The 18475-nt window shown below is 62.8% G+C and carries 18 protein-coding genes and 2 pseudogenes; 6 read left to right on the top strand and 14 right to left on the bottom strand.

The window, feature by feature from the left end; translation table 11 throughout:
* The first annotated feature begins 120 nt into the window (after nucleotides 1-120).
* Complete coding sequence (locus I3J13_RS25035; protein ID WP_196380609.1) at nucleotides 121-753, top strand: recombinase family protein; 633 nt, start codon at nucleotides 121-123, stop codon at nucleotides 751-753.
* Nucleotides 754-847: 94 nt separating this feature from the next.
* Here I3J13_RS25035 and I3J13_RS25030 read toward each other — a convergent pair whose 3' ends face one another.
* Nucleotides 848-1468 carry a TetR/AcrR family transcriptional regulator gene (locus I3J13_RS25030; RefSeq protein ID WP_196380612.1) on the bottom strand — a complete coding sequence of 207 codons (621 nt, stop codon included), beginning with the start codon at nucleotides 1466-1468 and terminating at the stop codon, nucleotides 848-850.
* A gap of 94 nt (nucleotides 1469-1562) precedes the next feature.
* On the opposite strand from I3J13_RS25030, the gene I3J13_RS25025 reads away from it, so the two are divergent.
* From I3J13_RS25025 to I3J13_RS25015, 3 genes are all read left to right on the top strand, one after another.
* Complete coding sequence (locus I3J13_RS25025; RefSeq protein ID WP_196380608.1) at nucleotides 1563-2981, top strand: coniferyl aldehyde dehydrogenase; 1419 nt, start codon at nucleotides 1563-1565, stop codon at nucleotides 2979-2981.
* A gap of 81 nt (nucleotides 2982-3062) precedes the next feature.
* Nucleotides 3063-3896 (top strand): SDR family NAD(P)-dependent oxidoreductase, encoded by an 834-nt coding sequence (locus I3J13_RS25020; RefSeq protein WP_196380607.1) that lies wholly within the window; start codon nucleotides 3063-3065, stop codon nucleotides 3894-3896.
* Nucleotides 3897-3967: 71 nt separating this feature from the next.
* Nucleotides 3968-4882 (top strand): NmrA family NAD(P)-binding protein, encoded by a 915-nt coding sequence (locus tag I3J13_RS25015; RefSeq protein ID WP_018329049.1) that lies wholly within the window; start codon nucleotides 3968-3970, stop codon nucleotides 4880-4882.
* 361 nt (nucleotides 4883-5243) lie between these two features.
* On the opposite strand, the pseudogene I3J13_RS25010 reads toward I3J13_RS25015, so the two are convergent.
* The 3 genes and pseudogenes from I3J13_RS25010 to I3J13_RS25000 all read right to left on the bottom strand — a co-directional run.
* Nucleotides 5244-6170: pseudogene (locus tag I3J13_RS25010) on the bottom strand (type IV secretory system conjugative DNA transfer family protein); the annotation flags it as partial.
* Complete coding sequence (locus tag I3J13_RS25005) at nucleotides 6167-6472, bottom strand: mobilization protein (protein ID WP_142914278.1); 306 nt, start codon at nucleotides 6470-6472, stop codon at nucleotides 6167-6169. The pseudogene I3J13_RS25010 and the gene I3J13_RS25005, both read right to left, overlap by 4 nt.
* Before the next feature lie 5 nt (nucleotides 6473-6477).
* On the bottom strand, nucleotides 6478-6756 hold the full coding sequence (locus I3J13_RS25000; protein ID WP_142914279.1) for a hypothetical protein: 279 nt from the start codon (nucleotides 6754-6756) through the stop codon (nucleotides 6478-6480).
* Between the two features lie 262 nt (nucleotides 6757-7018).
* Between I3J13_RS25000 and traA the strand changes: the two genes are divergently transcribed.
* Both traA and I3J13_RS24990 read left to right on the top strand, forming a co-directional pair.
* The gene (gene traA / locus I3J13_RS24995; RefSeq protein WP_142914280.1) at nucleotides 7019-10633 is read left to right on the top strand and encodes a Ti-type conjugative transfer relaxase TraA; all 3615 of its coding nucleotides are present in this window, start codon (nucleotides 7019-7021) and stop codon (nucleotides 10631-10633) included.
* Between the two features lie 12 nt (nucleotides 10634-10645).
* Entirely contained in the window at nucleotides 10646-11389 is a 744-nt protein-coding gene (locus I3J13_RS24990) for a DUF6118 family protein (RefSeq protein WP_196380606.1), read from the top strand.
* A gap of 63 nt (nucleotides 11390-11452) precedes the next feature.
* On the opposite strand, the gene I3J13_RS24985 is transcribed toward I3J13_RS24990, so the two are convergent.
* The 10 genes and pseudogenes from I3J13_RS24985 to I3J13_RS24940 form a co-directional block, all read right to left on the bottom strand.
* Nucleotides 11453-12166, bottom strand: coding sequence for an ATP-binding cassette domain-containing protein (locus tag I3J13_RS24985; RefSeq protein ID WP_196380605.1), 714 nt, complete (start codon nucleotides 12164-12166; stop codon nucleotides 11453-11455).
* A gap of 8 nt (nucleotides 12167-12174) precedes the next feature.
* On the bottom strand, nucleotides 12175-12942 hold the full coding sequence (locus tag I3J13_RS24980; RefSeq protein WP_024899714.1) for an ATP-binding cassette domain-containing protein: 768 nt from the start codon (nucleotides 12940-12942) through the stop codon (nucleotides 12175-12177).
* A complete protein-coding gene (locus tag I3J13_RS24975) occupies nucleotides 12935-13780 on the bottom strand; it encodes an alpha-D-ribose 1-methylphosphonate 5-phosphate C-P-lyase PhnJ (RefSeq protein WP_024899713.1) in 846 nt (281 codons plus the stop codon). The genes I3J13_RS24980 and I3J13_RS24975 overlap by 8 nt, the downstream gene beginning before the upstream one ends.
* On the bottom strand, nucleotides 13773-14786 hold the full coding sequence (locus tag I3J13_RS24970; protein ID WP_036568186.1) for a carbon-phosphorus lyase complex subunit PhnI: 1014 nt from the start codon (nucleotides 14784-14786) through the stop codon (nucleotides 13773-13775). Before I3J13_RS24970 ends, I3J13_RS24975 begins: the two co-directional genes overlap by 8 nt.
* Nucleotides 14770-15345 (bottom strand): phosphonate C-P lyase system protein PhnH, encoded by a 576-nt coding sequence (gene phnH, locus I3J13_RS24965; protein WP_024899712.1) that lies wholly within the window; start codon nucleotides 15343-15345, stop codon nucleotides 14770-14772. The genes I3J13_RS24970 and phnH overlap by 17 nt, the downstream gene beginning before the upstream one ends.
* The gene (gene phnG / locus I3J13_RS24960) at nucleotides 15342-15821 is read right to left on the bottom strand and encodes a phosphonate C-P lyase system protein PhnG (protein ID WP_023513261.1); all 480 of its coding nucleotides are present in this window, start codon (nucleotides 15819-15821) and stop codon (nucleotides 15342-15344) included. Before phnG ends, phnH begins: the two co-directional genes overlap by 4 nt.
* Nucleotides 15796-16311, bottom strand: coding sequence for a hypothetical protein (locus I3J13_RS24955; protein WP_336509906.1), 516 nt, complete (start codon nucleotides 16309-16311; stop codon nucleotides 15796-15798). The genes phnG and I3J13_RS24955 overlap by 26 nt, the downstream gene beginning before the upstream one ends.
* 23 nt (nucleotides 16312-16334) lie before the next feature.
* Nucleotides 16335-17084: an ABC transporter ATP-binding protein gene (locus tag I3J13_RS24950; RefSeq protein WP_024899709.1), complete on the bottom strand. Its 750-nt coding sequence runs from the start codon at nucleotides 17082-17084 to the stop codon at nucleotides 16335-16337.
* On the bottom strand, nucleotides 17081-18133 hold the full coding sequence (locus I3J13_RS24945) for a FecCD family ABC transporter permease (RefSeq protein WP_024899708.1): 1053 nt from the start codon (nucleotides 18131-18133) through the stop codon (nucleotides 17081-17083). Before I3J13_RS24945 ends, I3J13_RS24950 begins: the two co-directional genes overlap by 4 nt.
* Nucleotides 18130-18475 (bottom strand): annotated as a pseudogene (locus I3J13_RS24940) (ABC transporter substrate-binding protein); the annotation flags it as partial. The gene I3J13_RS24945 and the pseudogene I3J13_RS24940, both read right to left, overlap by 4 nt.

The following is an 18475-nucleotide window of genomic DNA, read 5'->3' as shown; positions in this document are numbered from 1 at the left end:
TTATGTCACAAAAAGACTGGAGATAGCCGTTCACGGAACTTACATTGCAAGACGGGTTATGTGACAATCTACAGAGTTTGGCGATGCCAAATGCAAAATGTCACACAGACGGACGTATAAATGACAGCCTTGATCGGGTACGCGCGGGTGTCGAAAGCTGACGGTAGCCAGGTTCATGATCTCCAGCGAGATGCGCTGGCCCAGGCCGGCGTCGAGGCTAATAACGTCTATGAGGATTCCGCCTCTGGCAAAAAAGACGATCGCCCAGGTCTGGCCGCTTGCCTGAAAGCACTCCGCCGAGGTGACACGCTTGTCGTATGGAAGCTTGACCGCCTCGGCCGCGATCTTCGCCATCTCGTCAATCTGGTCGATGATCTTACGAAGCAGAGTATTGGCCTTAAGGTTCTCGCTGGCGAAGGCGCGTCGATCGATACGACGACCGCCAATGGCAGACTGGTGTTCGGAATATTCGCCGCGCTCGCGGAGTTCGAGCGGGCGCTGATTATCGAACGAACCAAAGCTGGCCTCGCCGCAGCCCGGGCGCGGGGCCGAAACGGTGGCGCGCCGTTCAAAATGACGCCCGCGAAACTGCGCCTCGCCCAAGCGGCGATGGGAAAGCCGGAAACGAAAGTGGCAGACCTTTGCGCTGAACTCGGCGTCACCAGGCAGACGCTATATCGATTTGTTGGCCCAAAAGGCGAATTGCGAGCCGATGGCGAAAAGCTGCTCATCCGTCACAAACGCGGAATTTGAGTCCTGCAGGGTAGTGAGCCTTGCACCTTCTCGGCCGCTGTCGGGACTTCAATGGCCCTGCTCTGCAGACAGGGCATGCGGCCCTGGCCTCGTGTCAGCTAAGTGTTGGTTGCGGGACTGCAAGCCCTTCCACCAGAGTGGCAATGGCTGCGTCCAGCGGCTCTGGTCCGACTTTTTCTGGCACCAGGAGTCCATCGATCGCGAGCAAGGTAATGCCGTGAATGAGCGCCCATGCGGTGGCTGCCTGTCCCCTGACTGGCCGCTTGCGAATGGTGCCAGCAGCCTGACCGCGTCCGAGGATGTCCAGCACTACGTCGAATACCGCAAGCGCCCGTTGATCGAGATGCATTCCTACGGAGCGTCCCTCCTCTGCACTGAACATCAGCCGATATAGGGCCGGGTTATCGGTTCCGAACGCGACATATGCCAGAGATATAGGCATGATTTCTTCGAGTAGAGATCGGGGGGCTTCGGGTTTCGCCTCCGCTAGCGCCTCGCGTAGTCGATCGAATCCAATCATGGCGAGTTCAACGAGCAGAGCTGCTTTATCCGGAAAGTGTTTGTAGGGCGCAGCATGGCTGACGCCGGCCCGACGGGCGACTTCTCGCAGCGTAAACTGCCAGTTCTTGTCATCCCGGAGCATGTCTAGCGCCGTTTCAATGATTGCGCGGCGGAGATCACCGTGATGATAGGGGCGATTTTGGACGTCTGTCATGATGATAAAGTTTCTCTTGGATACATTGTTGACAGTGATAACATTGCGGTCTATATAGACCCTCATGTTGCTTTTGTCTACATCGGAGTGTGCCATGAACGCTATAGAAGAATTCACCGACGCCAACCACATGGGCGGTATCCTCGCTGCCCAGCGAGCCGCCTTTCTCCGCGACGGCGCGCCATCGCTTGCCGAACGTCGCGCCAATCTCGCTAAACTGAAGCAGGCGCTGATCGGTCGCCGCGCGGCCCTTGAGGCGGCCGTCTCTTCGGACTTTGGGCATCGTGCCCGGTACGAGACAGCGATCATGGAGGTCTTCGGCGTGGTTGCTGGCATCGACTACCTCAGCAAGAACCTGCGTCGCTTCATGCGGCCCGAGCGCCGTCATGTCTCGCTCATGATGCAATTCGGCCGGGCCTGGATCGAGTATCAGCCGCTCGGTGTGGTTGGGGTCATCTCACCATGGAACTATCCAATTCAGCTGTCTCTGATGCCGATGGTGACCGCGATCGCCGCGGGAAACCGCGTCATGCTCAAGCCGTCTAATGTGACGCCGGCAACAAATTCCCTCATCGCCTCGATGCTCGGTGAAATCTTCACGGAAGAACAGGTTGCGCTCGTCGAGGGTGACGGTGCGGCCTTCTCAACCCTACCGTTCGATCACCTTGTCTTCACCGGTAGCACAGCAGTGGGGCGCGCGGTGATGAAGGCGGCGAGCGACAATCTCGTGCCGGTCACCCTGGAGCTTGGCGGAAAGTCCCCGGCGATCGTCGCCAAGGGCGGCGTACAGGATCGCTTTGTGTCCGACATTGTCTGGGGGAAGCTTCTTAGCGGTGGGCAGACCTGCATCGCCCCCGACTATGCCTTGGTGCACGAATCCGAGGTCGACACATTTGTCGCGAGTTTCGACAGGCTGGCAAAGGCGGCCTATCCAGACGGTCCGACCAGCGAGGACTACACTTCCATCGTCAACGACCGTCAGTATGGGACGCTGATCGACCTGATCGAGGATGCCCGTGCCCACGGCGCACAGATTATCGAGGTCGGGCACCGGCCTGGCGACGCCGCCCGCCGTCCGCATACGCTCGCGCCGACGGTAGTGCTGGGCGTCACCGATGAGATGAAAATCGCCCACCAGGAGATATTCGGTCCGATTCTGCCTGTCTTTCCCTATCGAGACATCAGTGAAGCGATCGCTTATGTGAACGCCCGTCCCCGGCCGCTCGCACTCTATTATTTCGGTGGAGACTCTGCGGAACGGCGAAAGGTGCTCGACCGCACGACATCGGGAAATGTCACGATCAACGGAACGATCATGCATGTCGCCCAGGATGACCTGCCTTTCGGCGGCGTGGGCGCAAGCGGAATAGGCGCCTATCACGGCGTCGAGGGCTTCAGGCGACTGAGCCATGCCAAAGGCATCTATGAGCAGGGACGGTGGAACACCATCAAACTGTTCCGCCCCCCATACGGAAAGCTGGTCGAGCGCATCCTGAAACTCATGCTTCGGTGAAAATTAAAAATCCTCAGGGGCTAACAAGCAAGACGTCGTGTCAGCTCCGCAAAAATATCCATCTCATTGAAAGGAAACAAAATGCAAAACGTTGCTAACGCGGAAACGCAAACATCCCTCGTCGGAAAATCCAATGGTGCCGCAACGAAGCGGGCCCTGATCACCGGCGCCTCCAGCGGCATGGGTCTCGAATATGCCGAACTCCTGGCAGCGCAAAAGGTCAATCTCGTGCTCGCCGCCCGCCGCAGGGAGCCGATGGAGAAACTCGCCACAGAACTTCGCCAGAAATATGGTGTTGAGATCGTTGTCGAACCCATCGATCTTGCGGTCCCTGGCGCTGCCACTCGCTTGAAGAGCAGTCTGGACGACAAGTCGCTGCAGATCGATATTCTGGTGAACAATGCCGGCTACGGGTTGCACGGCGATTTTCTGGATACCCCGCTGGAGCGTACCACCGATATGATACAGCTCAATATTACGGCGGTGACGGAGCTGAGCTTTATCTTCGGGCAGGATATGGCAACCCGCGGGTCGGGACAGATACTCCTCATAGCGAGCATTCTGTCATTCCAGCCGGTTCCCGGGTTTGCCGCTTATGCCGCGACGAAGTCTTACGTGCTGTCGTTTGGAGAAGCTTTGCACGACGAGCTGCGCCCTCGCGGCGTGACTGTCACCTGCCTTTGCCCGGGCCACACCGAAACCGGATTCGATTCGGCCGCTAGCGCCCCTGTCTCGCTCATGCTGCGTATTTTGACGATGAAGCCCCGTCCTGTCGCCAAAAGCGGTCTCCGAGCGCTGTCACAAGGCAAGGCCTCGGTCGTTGCCGGGCTGATGAACAAGATCATCATATTTTCAAATCGCCTGACACCGCGTTCGATGCAGCGTGCCGTCATGAAAAATGTTACGGGGGGATAAAACGGCAATCGGCCGGCAACAGACGGAATCGAGCCTCGCACTCCGATCCCGACAGACACAGTGAGGAATGAATGGACAAGAAAGATGACCGCCCTATCCTTGTGACAGGCGCCGCGGGCGCCGTTGGGGCAATCGGCCGCAATGTAACGACCAACCTCCTGGCCAGAGGATTTTACGTCCGCGCCCTGGTGCGGCGGGAGGATGACCGCTCGGCAGCGTTGCGCGATCTCGGCGCTGAAGTCGTCGTCGCCGACCTGACGGACCTCCCCTCGATGCATCGCGCCATGGAAGGTGTTTCACGAATCTATTTCGGCATGTCCGTGTCGCCATCCTATCTCGAAGCAACCGTCAACACCGCGGCTATCGCTCGCCATCATGGGGTTGAGGTATTTGTGAACATGTCGCAGATGACGGTCTCGCAAATGAGCATCACCGAAACGACCGATAGCCCGCAGCAAAAGCAGCACTGGCTGGCCGAGCAGGCGCTCGAATGGTCGGGCCTGCCGGTGGTCACTGTACGGCCAACGGTCTTCATGGAAGGGTTTTTCCTTTTCTTCGCCGCCGCCGGGGTTCGGGAGAATGACGAGCTGATCCTGCCGCTTGGCAACAGCATCACCTCACCAATCTCCTCCATCGACATAGCCGACGCCGTCTCAACGATACTGGCCGAACCGACCCCGTACATCGGTCGCATCTACAATCTGACAGGTCAGGTCACCGCTGATCTGAACCACTACGCGAAAAACTTCTCCGACGCGCTTGGGCGGACCATCCGGTATCGGGACGTGCCGATCGCGGCCTGGGCCGACAAATTGCGCGAACGGGGAGTGCCGGCCCATGTCATCAGCCATCTGGCCACGATGGCCAAACTTCATCAGCAGGGTCGATACAATCGACTGACCGATGATTTCGCGGAGCTCGTTGGGAGAGAGCCGACGAGTATGCACCAGTTCGTCAAGCTTCACGCAAAGGAGTTCTCCCAATAAGATGTTGCTGCCTGACATGGGAGGAGCCCCACGCATGATATACGAACGGCGCCCTCTTATTCTTGCTTTGGGGGGCGTTCGTGGATGCCACGCGCGGCGCTGTGTTGCCGCCGCAGCAACTGCAGTTTGACGATGCATGTCCCGCACGTCCCTGACCAACATGCACTGTCGATGAAAACCAGGCCTCATCCGTGACGGAGCTCAGTCCTGCAAATCCGCCGGCGACAGACGCCTCTGTCGCCGGCCTGTTGATGTTGATAACTTGTGTGCCTTTTCACGAAGGCCAACCTTCGCACAGTAACGGCAAACGCCGTCCATATCACCGTACCGTATATCTGTGCCCCTTTAATGTTCAGGGGCCGATCAGGCCGCCGGCGGCCGTTGACGCCTGCATGTCCTTCAGGAGCGCCGCGAAGGCTTCAGGGGCGAGGGTGAGAGCTTCGCGCAGGGTAGCGAGGTTTCGCCTGTCGCGCGGCTCGCTGGCGGCAATATGGAGGATCAGGCCAGCAATGAGCGCCTTGGCTTCCTCGTTCCAATGCGCCTCGCCGGCCATGCCCGGTTCATCGAACACGAGAGCGTCGGCAAGGGTGCTTGCATCTTCCGCGACATCAAGGCCGGCGGGGTCGAGCTGGTCAAGAGGATTGAAGGCGGCCGAGGGCTGGCCGGTGACGCCGAAGGGGTCGAGGACATGGACCGGGCCGAACTTCTGTCGGGCGCGGCCGGCGATCTTGGCATTTTCGCCCTTGGGGTCGATGCAGATCACGGAGCGGTCGGCGGTGAGCAGGTTCGGGATGATGGTCCCCACACCCTTGCCGGTGCGGGTCGGTGCCATCGTCAGCATATGGGCCGGGCCGTCATAGCGCAGCAGCTTTCTTGATTTCGGATCGCGGCCGATCAGCAAGCCGGAATCGGCACGGGTTAGGACCGCCGTTTCCTTATTCGTGGCGAAGCGAGCCGAGCCGTGGGTTTCACCTTCCATGTCCCCAAAATGCAAAATCAGCGGGTTGGTGGCGAACCGGAAAGTGATCGCGGCCAGCACCAGCAGCGTGACGAGATCGAGCACGACGAAAAGAATCGAGCCGGGGCCGAAGCCTTGCTTTTCGAGGAAGAACCGGCCGCCCATACCGATGGTGAATGTCACAAGGATGAGGAGGAACAGAAGACCGAGGAGCGGTTTCCAGATTCGGAAAGGTAATCCGATCAGGGCTATAAATGCCCATAACGGATCACGAGCGGCCGCGCGCAGCATGTTCTTGAACGCGGCCCATGCAAGTCGTGCCTGCTTCATGAAGCAGCCTCCCCATTGTTTCCTGCCGGTTGAACGGTTTCAGGTTTGCCGAGCAGATCGGCAAAGAGTTCCTTGTCGCCGTCGCGCGTGAGGAAACCGGGTAGCTCCTTGCGCAACCAGGCCGTCAGGCGATTGGTGAAATCTGGATCGTTGGAGTTTTCGAGCCGGTGCAGGACGAGCGCCCCGAGCAGCACCTTGCGGCGTGTATCGTTGGCGCGCTCCTGCTTTGACAGCCGGGCCTTGAGCGAGGCGCGTTGCGCATCGAGTTCGGCCAGTCTTTGTTCGATCGTCTTGCGCGCCATCGTCGTTATTCCCTTTCCATGAATGCCGCGATTGCAGGCGGCAGTTTCTCATTCGGATTCGCCGCCACATAGGTTTTGATCCTCGCACGAATTGCGGAAACTTCCTTCGCGTCGTTCGGATCATACATCAGATCGTCCCAAGGTTTGCGGTGCGAGTTTAGTCCTTTCAGCAGGTTGATTGCCGTACTGTCATAGGAGACGCCGAACGCTCCGGCCTTCTTCTTTTTCAGATCGCCACCGAGAGCGGCAGCAGCGGAGAGGATATATTTGCTTTCATCGGGCATCGTCAGAATCCTTTTTTGGCAATGTATCGGATACACGGCCGATCATCAAACGTTGCTGCTATTCGCCTTGAAATTTCCCCGGTTTTGCAGCACAATCCGGCCCTCAGCTTCATTGCATCGACCTTGCCGCAGCGCGACACCGAGCGACGAAAGAGCGCAGCGATCGAGTTGAGAAGGGCGCACTTACGAGTTGCTACGCAACTCAGCGCGCCGCCAGCTTGGCGGCTGGCGGGAAAGGCGGAAACGGGATCGAGGCAACGGGTTGGCGATCTACCATTTGAGCATGAAGCCAGTTTCGCGGGCGAGTGGCCGTAGCGCCGTCGCTTCGATGGCTTATCGTGCCGGGGAGAAACTGACCAACGAGCGCGACGGGATCACGCACGACTACACGGCCAAGCAGGGCGTGGAACACGCCGAGATCGTCTTACCGGAAGGCGTCAATGCCGATTGGGCGCGGGATCGGTCGGACTTGTGGAACGCCGCCGAGTTTGCCGAGAAGCGGAAGGACGCCCGTGTTGCCCGCGAGTTCGAGGTTGCCTTGCCGCATGAGCTTTCGGCCGAGCAGCGCCTAGAGGCAACGCGGGAGATGGCGCAGGATTTGGCGAACCGCTACGGCGCGGCGGTCGATTTCGCCATTCACGCGCCGCACGATGCGAGCGACGTTCGCAATCATCATGCCCACATTCTCATGACCACGCGGCAGGTGACGGAGGACGGGCTAGGCGACAAGACATATCTTGAGCGCGAAAACAAATGGCTGTTGTCGAATGGGCTTGCGACGACCGACATGCAGCTTCGCGACATAAGGCAGACGTGGGAGGGGATCGCCAACGAGCGGCTTGCGATGGCCGGGCTTGATATTCGGATCGACCATCGTTCGCACATGGAACGCGGGCTAGAGATTTCGCCCACCGAGCATATGGGCGTCCATGCGTCGCAGATGGAACGGCGCGGCCTCGACGTGGGGCGCACGCGGCTGGACGAGGAAGCGGCACAGCGCAACGCCGATCTTATCCGCGAGAAGCCGGAGCAGGTTCTTAGCCTCATCACCGGCGAAAAGAGCGTGTTCGACCGGCGCGACATTGCCCGGACCCTGCATCGCTACATCAATGACGATGTGCAGGAGTTCCAGAGCGCCTTTGCGAAGGTGATGGCCTCGCCCGGCCTGGTCGAGCTTCAGCCCGAGCGGATCGACCAGGCTACAGGCGAGATCGAGCTGGCGCGGTTCTCAACCCGCGAAATGGTCGAGATCGAATCCGGTATGATCGAGAGCGCACAGCGGATGCACCAGGCGCAATCTCATGGCGTCGATCGCCGGCATGTCGAGCGCGCCATAGAGCGGCAGGACGCCGCCATTCAGCGCAGCGCCGGCGATGCTTCGGCCCGGCTGTCCGACGAGCAGCGCCGGGCGATCGAGCATATCACCGGGCCGGAGCGGATCGCGGCCGTTGTCGGTTATGCCGGCGCTGGCAAGTCCACCATGCTCGCGGCCGCGCGCGAGGCGTGGGAGGCCGAGGGCTATACGGTCCACGGCGCGGCCCTGTCGGGCAAGGCGGCCGAGGGCCTGGAGGAAAGTTCCGGCATCCAGAGCCGCACGCTGGCGTCGTGGTCCCGCGGTTGGGAGAACGACCGCGGCACACTCGGCCGCGGCGACGTGTTCGTGATCGACGAGGCGGGCATGGTCGGGAGCCGGCAGCTCGCCCGCTTCGTTGGCGAGGCCGAGGCGCGCGGGGCGAAGATCGTCCTTGTAGGCGACCATGAGCAGTTGCAGGCGATCGGGGCCGGTGCGCCGTTCCGGGCGATCACGGAGGAAATCGGCCATGCCGAGCTGTCCGAGATACGCCGGCAGCGCGTGGACTGGCAGCGGGAGGCGTCGGTTGACTTCGCCACGCACCGGACGGCCGAGGGGCTGGCGGCCTATCGGGATCACGGCAATATCAGCTTTGCGGAAACCGGCGAGGACGCACGCGGCCAGATCGTGCGCGATTACCTTGCCGATCGTGACGAGCGGCCGGAGGGAACCCGCGTAGCGATGGCGCACCGCCGGGCCGATGTTCGCGCCATCAATGACGGGATCAGGGCCGAGCTACAGGAACGCGGCGAGCTGGCGCAGGGCGAGGAAAACGGTGCGCTGACCTTCCAGACCAATGACGGCAAGCGGGAGTTCGCCCCCGGCGACCGTATCGTGTTCTTGGAGAACAATCGCGACCTTGGCGTGAAAAACGGGATGCTTGGCACCGTCGAGCATGTCGAGGCCGGCCGGATCGTCGCGCAGCTCGACGGCCGGGGCGGCGATAGCGTCAGCGTGCCGATGGGCGACTATCAGGCGATCGACCACGGCTATGCGACGACGATTCACAAGAACCAGGGGGCGACGGTCGATCGGTCCTATGTGATGGCGTCGGGGACGATGGACCGGCATCTAACCTATGTCGCCATGACCCGGCATCGCGACGGCGTGCAGCTCTACGCCGCCCAGGACGAGTTCACCAATGCCGGCCGGCTGGTCGAGCATGGTGTTGCCCCCTACGAACACCAGCCCGGCAACCGGGACAGCTATTTTGTGACGCTGGAAAACGACAAGGGCGAGCAGCGCACCCTATGGGGCGTCGATCTTGAGCGGGCCATGAAGGAGGCAGCGCCGGAGATCGGGGAGAAGATCGGCCTTCAGCACATGGGTTCCACCCCCGTCACCTTGCCCGATGGCACGCAGACGCATCGCAATACGTGGAAGGTTCAGGACGCCGGCGAGCTCGCCTATGACCAGCTTGAACGCCGCCTGTCCCGTTCGGGCGTGAAGGAAACCACGCTCGACTATACCCGCGACTTTGCCGAGCGGCGCGGGATCGCGGAGCAAATGGGCGTCCGCAGCGAGATCGAGATTCCGGCCGAGCGCGCCGGGCTACGTCCGGAGCGGGAGTCGACGGCCGAGCGGCACCCTGCCGAGCGGGAGCGCATCGAGGACCGCGCGCCGAGATCCTCGCAAAAAGTCGGTGTGGATCTCGCGCAGGATCTTCGTGCAGATCCTCGCGAGGATCTCGCCGCCGACCGCCAGCAGCAGCGCCGGGGCGCGGCCGAGCGGCCCGAGCGGACCCAAGCCGTCGAAAACGGCCCTCAGATCGAGCAGACGCGGCCGGAGAAGGCCGAGAAACAACGGCGCGGCATGTTCGCCGGCCTCAAGCTCAATGCGCGTCCTCAACCCTTCCAGGAGCGCAGCGAGCCTTCGCGGGTGGAGCAGCGGCCGGAAAGAGAGGGGAGCTTGCGGCCGGCGCCGGCGCAAGACCGGCTGGCCGAGCGGGCGCGGCGGCAGTCGCCGCTTGAGGCGGCCGTTGACCGTTATGCGCGCGCCTATCAGTCGATCGACCAGCACCGGCGCGAGGGTCTGCCGGTCCTCGACATGCAGCGGCAGGAAATCCGAGTGGCCGGGCAGCAACTCGACCAGGTGCAGGACGGCATGAACGATTTGATGCGCTCGACCTTGCAAAACGATCCGGCGACGGCGCGCGCCATGACCGAGCTTTCCGGCCGGGAGCGTGTCGGCCAGGTCATTGAAGGCATGAAGCGCGAAAATGCCGCCCTGCAAGACCCGAATGTCAGGGCCGAGCGGTTCGTGAACCGCTGGCAGGAGCTACAGGGCCAGCGTCAGGAACTTCGCGGTTGGCAGCACGACGAGGCGCGCGGCAAGGTCGAAAGCCAGATGAGCGGGCTTGCCAAGAGCCTTGAGCGCGATCCGCAGGCGGAATCCATCGTACGCGGTCGCAGCAAGGAGCTTGGTATCAGACATGAGCTGCGCCACGAGCAGAGCATTTCCCGCGCCCTTCAGGATGAAATGTCACGCGGCCAGCGCCTCAGCCGGGGCATTGGCATGGAAATGTAGGCAGGAGAGAGCATGACGGAAATGGACGACGACAGGGACGAATTTGGGCCGCAGGATGCCGGCGACCCGGCCGCCGCCTTCGACGCGCTACGGGAAACGGTCGAAAATCTCGCCGCCGACCTCAATCGGGAAATGACCACTATCCGCAAGGGCGTCGAAGCGGCCTTTGAGGAATTTGACCGGCAGGGGCCGGCGCAGGACTACAAGCCGGAATTGGCGCAGATCGTGCAGCAGCTCGCCCACGTTGGAGAGCGGGTGCATGGCGTCGAGCAGTCGCCCATTCTCCGGCAGGGCGCGCAGCACTATGCGGCCGTGCTCGAGCGCAGCGGCGAGGGCCTGGTGAGGACCGCCGTGCAGCAGCTTGAGCGCCAGGCGTCCGACCTCGAGCGCATCAGCAGCGTGCTTGCCTCCCATAACAAGAGCGCCTTTCATCGGAAGGATCAGGATTTCCGCATGTGGATGGCGGGCGGGATCGGCATCATAGCCGGGGCGTTCCTGCTGGCGTTCTTGCCGCGCTTTTTGCCCTTCTCGGCAGACAGCCATGTTGCAAGCCTTGTCATGGGTAACGACCGCATCAACGCGGCATATGCCATGATCAACTCTGTGGATCCTATCGGCGTCAAAAAGATGCAATGGGGGGCCGGGTTCTATGAGGCCAGCGGCGGGGAGATTTCCGCGTGCTTGGAGAAGGCCAGGCAGACGGCCAAGGATCAGAAGTGCAACATTACTGTGCCCGCGCCGAAGGAGGGCCTTTGAGATTTCGCATGCGCGTTTCGCGCCAGCTCGGTCAACCCGTTCTTTTTGATAGTAAAATACGCATTACGTAGCATCCTGGGTATCCGAAGTGAAAGCACGGTGGAACGGCTTGTGTTTAGGAGGTAGTTCGGCTTTTGTTGGAGCCAGTGAGATCGCTGTCCTTGCCGTTGGGATGCCGTCCTCGGTTTGGTGCACGCCGATGAGCAACGCGGTGCCCGCTCTCGCCAAGTCCGACAGGAAGGACCAAATGATGGGGTGCAGCGGTCGATCGAGCGAGGCGAAGGGCTCATCGAGTAGAAGTATCCGCGGTCGCCGCAAGGCGGCGAGCGCGATGTTGAGACGTTGCTTCTCTCCACCGGACCAGGTCACGGCAGGCAGATCCCAGATATGTGGCGGTAGCGCCAACTGCTCAAAGAGCCCTTCTATTTCGGTGAGGCAAGTGCCGGGCGCGGCCGTCTCTCGGGCAAGGTCGCGTCCGGACTTGCCCGGAATAGCTGTCAGAAACTGCGTGCAATAGCCAATGGTCGAACGCCGGATCGAGACCAGTTCCACCACGGAAAGGGTGAGAAGATCGCGCCGCCACCCGCCGGTATCCAGGATCGCCGTGCCCGCGCTCGCCACGCGCGTACCGTAGATAAGGTCCAGCAGTGTCGATTTTCCCGAGCCTGAGCCGCCGACGACCAGTCCCACCTCGCCTGCCGTCAGCGTGAAGGTCGCCGGGCCGATTGTCCGGTCGCCATAACGTTTCGCAAGGCCTTCGACACACAGGATCGTCATTCGAACACTCAAATCATCGACGCGACGAGATCGCGACTTGCTGGATGGGAGGGATCGGTAACCAATCGGTCCGGCGGCGCTTCCTCGACGATCCGCCCCTCGTGCAGAACGATGACGCGGTGCGCGAGGAGTCGTGCTATGCGCAAGTCGTGGGTCACGAGGAGCATCGCCACGCCCGTCCGGCGCTGGAGTTCGGACAAGAGCCTCAGGAGCCGCGCCTGGGCGGACGTGTCGAGGCCCGTCGTCGGTTCGTCCAGGAACAAGATGTCCGGCTCGTGCACGAGCGCGCGAGCGATTTGCAGCCGCTGTTGCATGCCGCCTGAAAACACACCCGGCAGGTCACGCATCCGCGCTTCATCAAGGTCCAGTGCCGCAAACCAGTGCCGTGCTGCCTCCAAGGCTCGGCCGAAGTGGCGTTCGCCATTGTCGAAGAGCGTTTGAGCGATGTTGGCGGCGGCGCTCGCGGCCAGGTCGAGCGTCTCGCGGGCATCCTGAGCGACGAAGCCGAGCCGCCGGCGGCGGAGCGAGACGAGGGCCTGCTCCGGCAGATCATAGAGAGACAGCGGCGTCTCCCCATCGACGGAGAGCAGGACCCGACCCTTCGTCGGAGGCAGGCATCCGGCCGCCGTGCGCAGCAGCGTCGACTTTCCCGCGCCGGACTTTCCAACGAGACAAAGAACCTCGCCTGGATAGAGCGAAAGCGAAGCACCTCGCACGATGCGCCCGCCGAAGGAGATGTGGTCAAGCGTCAGGAGGGGCTGCGGCAGATCAGGCACTGGCGGCTTCCTCCGCACGCTCGGCACAGCATTCCGTGTCGGAGCAGACCCATTCGCTCGTTCCGTCGTCGTTGAGGAGAAGGTGGTCGAGATGGCTCGTGGCGCACCCGCATATCACGCATTGCCGTCCGTCCGAGGGATGACTGGGGTCAAAGGGAACGTCCTCGAAGGCGATGCTTTCCACGCGCGTATAGGGTGGCAGCGCATAGAGCCGGCGTTCGCGCGCCGCGCCGAAGATCTGGATGGCCGGTGAATTGTCGAGGCGGACATTGTCGCGCTTGGGGATAGGAGAAGGTGACATCAGATAACGACCTTCCACCATGACGGGATAGTCATAGCCGGGCTGGGCGACGCTGCCGCTTCCCGTCCTTTCCTCGAAGAGCCGCGTATAGACCCGACCATAGTCAGATGCCGCGTGCATGCGGGCCGCCTCGCCGGCTGAATTGACGAAGGCGCGCAGCGGGTCCGGCCGCGGCACCTGGTAGACGACGACCTGTCCCTCGGCGAGCATCGCCTCGGGCACGCGCTGGCGGACCTGGATCAGCGTTGCCTCACGGGTCAGGGTCGTGGTGGCAACGAAGGCGGTGCGCGTGAAGAAGGCGCGGATACTGACGGCATTCACGGTCTCGTCGGAGCCGTGGTCGGTCACTTTCAGACGGTCGTCTGCACCGATGAGGCTTGCGGTCACGACCATGCCGCCAACACCCCAACCATAGGCGATCGGCATTTCCGGCGCGATGAAGGGCACCTGGTAACCGGGAACGGCCAGTGCCTTCAGAATGGTACGGCGAACGGAGCGTTTGCTGTCTTCATCGAGATAGGCGAAGGTCTCAGTCATCGCAGGCAAGCCTCCGGATCGTTTCAAGATCGGCCTGGAAATCGGAGTAGTGCGGCAGCTTGAGATGCGAGACGTAGCCGCTCGCCTCGACCCCGTCGCCATGCGTCAGCACCAGGTCCGGGTCGAGCCCGGATTTCAGCGCCTGATCGACTGTCGCCATCGCCACGGCCTTGCGCTCGTTGGCGCCGAAGGCAACGCCGAAACCCGGGGACAGATGCGATTGCCGCCCGTCGAGTACCGGGGCCACCATGCGGCAGGCCGTCACCTCGATATCGCCGACAGAGACGGTGAGGCCGATATCCTCCAGCTCGACGAAAACCTCGACTTCCCCCGCGGAAAGCTCCTCGACATAGGGATGGGACGCGCCGGCGGTGCGAAGGCGCGTATAGGCAATGCCCGTCAGGAAGCCTTCCTCGCCTCGCACCAGATGGCCGAGCGTTTCGGATGCACCGTAGGGAGGACGCAGCGGCACCCGCGTGATGTCGACCGGCGCCTCCTCCCGCTCCTGACTCTCCCCGGGAAGGCGATCGCGGCAGCGGGATGAGGGAGGCGCGCATGGAGTGCTCGCAACCTCCTCGGGAAGAGGCAAAGAGGCCGCCTCCTCCATGAGCGAGAAATCGAGCAGTCGGTGGGTGTAGTCGTAGGTTGCACCCAGGATCTGGCCGCACGGCAATTCCTTCACTGTGGCGGAGATATGCCGGTCGTGGCGGATGGTCGAAAAATCGATGGGCGCGCTATGGCCCATGCGCCGTAAGGTCGCACGATGGGCGCGCAGCAGAAACGTCGCCTCCGCCACGTCGCCCTGTGCCTGTTTCAGCGCCAGGGCAGCAAGATCCCGATCATAGAGCGCGCCTTCGGTCATCACCCTGTCGACTGCACCCCGCATCTGCTCACCTATCTGGGCGACCGTGAGTTCCGGCACGGAGGGATCACCCCGACGCCTGCGCGCCAGCGCATCAAGGCTTGCAGCGATAGCGGCCTCGCCGCCCTTAACGGGAACGTACATCGGATATCTCCAGCCTCACGCTACGGGGAAGGCAGGCGCACCAATCTCCCGCCGTCAGAATGAGGTCGACGCCGAGCGGATAGGCAGCGTTGTTGCACGTCCATTGCGCGAGAAACGTCGCCGGCAGGCCAAGGGGGGCGAAGGTGCGGGCCCCGGGTCCGATTCCCGGCCCCGAAAGGTTGAGCGCCGCGCCACCCGAAAGGCCCGTGACCTCCGCAATGACGGTGGCGGAAAGATGCGGGTCGGCCGGGGTCCCCTTCGGAAAGACATCGATCCGATCCAGCATCTCGCCACGACAGAGCGCAAAGGTGCAGGAGGCTCGATCCGCCATCGGCCACCGTGCCGCGACGGCGCGATCCCGGATATCCGCGAAGCTTTCGTCGATCCAGAGCGGTGTCGTGGTGTCGGCCAGCGTTGACAGGACGACCGCGTGCGCCGCCTGGCCTTCAGCAAGGACGACGACTTTGCCGGGGTAGGAAAAGGCTTCCAGAAGCCGGCGGAATGCGCGCTGGTCCTCGTGGATGCGGTCCGCGCCTCGCTGGTCTATCTCGATTTTCACGGTGCACTTCCTTGTCTCGCCGCGGTGAAGAAATGCGCCGTCGTCTTCTGCGCCTCCTCGGCCTTGCGGCATCGCCGCGCCATGATGGCGTCTTCGGCCGGCTGCAGCAGTTCCGATGCGAGCAAGGCGCGGGACTGCGGATCTTGCAGCAGCGCGTCGAAGAAGGCGGCAAGCTCCGCCCGCTCCGGATCGCGGCCAAGCACCACGGCATAACCGCGCCGACCATCGATCTCCACGACACAGCGCGTCATGGTCGCCTCGCCGAGATGGAAGGGCGTTCCCGTTACGGGTGCTTTCGCACGCAACTGGAGAAGGCCGACCTCGGGTCCGACAAGCCGGCGCGCCAAGTGGCGCTGCCGGCTGCCGTCGAAGGCCGATCTCAGGAGATCGATGGGCGCGCGGGCAAGCACACCCATCCATTCACGCCGCCCGCCCTCGGTGGAACAGTGCTCAGGCACGGCTGACCTTGGCGTCATAGACATCCTCGGGCGCAAGCGGCACGAGACGGTCGCGCATTTCGCGCTTCAGCGCGGCAAGGCGGGTTTCTTCCTCGGCTGAGCGACCTTCCTTGCGGGCAAGCTCGATGAACTCGCCGCGCACATGGCCGGGCCGGATCGTCACCTCGACCACGGTGCCACGATAGCTGAAGCGGAAATAATACTTCCCCTTCGGGCTTTCCTCGATGCCCTCCCAGCCCAGCGACCGGTCGACATGGTAGCGGCCATCGGTCAGCGCGCGCGTGACGAATTCGATGGCGTCGCGGCCGCCGGGGCCGGGAAACGCCGTATCGATGCGCACCTCGCGGCGCTCGATCGGCCGGCCCTCGTCGAGCAGCGGAAAGGCGCGTTGCATCACCTTCAGGCCATGCGCCACGCCGCCCGGAAAGGTGGTGCCGTGATAGTTCAGGAGTTCGGCAAAGCTGACGGTGAAGGTTTCGCCGTTTTCGAGATAGGTGATCGTGTCCAAGATTGGCTCCTGTCTTGCGGTTATCATGGAAGGGCCGCCGCCCCGAAGATCGGGGAAACGACATCGGGCCGGCCGGGGCCGGGGGTATGGCGGGCAAACGGCACGCCATAGAGACGGGCGAGTTCCCCGTCCGTCATCATCGCGGAGGCTTGGCCATAACGGACCTCGTCTCCGGCATGCATCATCAGCGCCCGGTCCGCGAGGAACAGGCCGTGCTGCGGATGGTGGGTCGTAAAGACGATCGTATGGCCGCGCGCCTGCCGCAGGCGCATGAGGACGCCGAGCAGAAGGTCCTGATTGGCAAGGTCGAGCGAGGCGGCCGGCTCGTCGAGCACCAGCACTTTCGCTTCCGTCGCCAGCGCCCGGGCAAGCAGCACGACCTGCCGCTCGCCGCCGGAAAGCTGGCCGAAGGGCCGTTCGGCGAAGCGCTCGGCGCCCACGGCCGCGAGCGCGGAGAGCGCCGCCGCCTCGTCCTGCTTGCCCGGCAGGCCGAAAAGCCTGAGCCGCCCGGCCCGTCCCATGGTCACGATATCGAGGCAACGGTGCTGCTCGCCGCCATTTTGCAACTGCGGCACATAGCCGACGACCGCCGGCATTGTGCGCTCACCCTCGGTCAATGTCAGCGAACCGAGCAAGGTGCGCAGCAGCGTCGTCTTGCCCCGCCCGTTGCAGCCGAGGATCGCCAGCACCTCACCCTCCGCCAGCGTGAAGCTGACATGGCGGAAGATCCAGCGCTCGCCCCTTCGAAGGCCGGCATTCTCGAGCGCGATCATCGGGCCGGGCCTCCCCGCGTCTGGCGCGTGCATAGGAGATAGATGAAGACGGGCGCGCCGATGACCGCCGTCAGGATGCCGAGCGGCAGTTCCGCGCTCGTCACGGTGCGGGCGAGGGTATCGACCGTCACCATGAAACTGGCACCGAGCAGCGCCGCCGTGCCGTGGAAGCGACGGTGGCTTTCGCCAACGAGCAGGCGCGCGGCATGGGGAATGACGAGGCCGACCCAACCGATGACGCCGGAAACCGCGACGCAGCCGCCGATGATCACCGAGATGACCGTAAAGACCAGCCAGCGCGAGAAGCCGACATTGACGCCGAAGGACCGCGCCTCCTCTTCCCCCATCGAGAGCACCGCGATGCGGAAACGCAGGCGATAGAGAAGCGCGATGGCGACGAGGATGACCGGGCCGTGCTCGACGACTTTCTGCCAGCTCGACGAGGAAAAGCTGCCCATCAGCCAGAAGACGATGGCGGGAAGCGAGGTCTCCGGATCGGCGACATATTGCGTGAGCGAGATCATGGCGGAAAACAATGCGTCTATGACGATACCGGCCAGGACGATGGAAAGGATCGAACGCCCTGCGACATGCGAAATCGCGGCCACCAGGACCAGCGCCGTAAGCGCCGAGGCAAAGGTGGCTGCAAACAGCATCGCGGCGCTGCCTCCGACGAGCAGGGTCAGCGTGCCACCCAGCGCTGCGCCGGAGGAAAGGCCCAGCACACGGGGCGAGACGAGCGGATTGCGGAAGAGCGCCTGCAGGGCCGCCCCGCAGAGCGCAAGTCCCGCTCCGACGATCGCTGCGAGCAGAATCCGCGGCAGGCGCACATTGATGAGTATGCGCTCTTCCATCGTTTCCGGTGCGGCCATGCCGGAAAGCCAGCGGCCGAGTATCTGCCATACGTCGGCAAACGGTATGTGGAACCGCCCGGCGGCGGCGGAGACGAAAGCCGCCACCGCAAGGACAAGCACGAGCGACAGCCAGTGAAGGGCGGCGCCAGCCGCGTGCCCGTTCGAAAGCCGGGCCTCGGTCAGGGCGGACGTCATTTGCGGGCAAACTGCTCGTAGTTGGCGGCATCCTTGTTGAGTTCGAGCTTCAGGACGGCATCGATCTCTTCATCGGTGGGCGTATAGTTATAGAGCCGCTCGAAGCCGCTCTTCACCTCGGCGCGCAGGTCGAAATGGAAGAGGTCTGGATGGGCGAGATTGGCGAGCCACATCCAGGTGAAGGGGCTTTCATGGCTGGCGCTGTCCCAGACATAACCGCCGTTCGGCGTCTTGTAGACGCGACCAGCCTGCGCCGCCGCCGTCTGCGACAGCACCTCGTCCTTCATGATCGTCTCGCGGCCGGCATCGGCCTCATGCGCCGTCAGCATGATGATATCCGGA

Source organism: Agrobacterium leguminum (genome assembly GCF_015704895.1).
GTDB lineage: Bacteria > Pseudomonadota > Alphaproteobacteria > Rhizobiales > Rhizobiaceae > Agrobacterium > Agrobacterium leguminum.
This window is presented reverse-complemented; position numbering and strand designations above follow the sequence as displayed.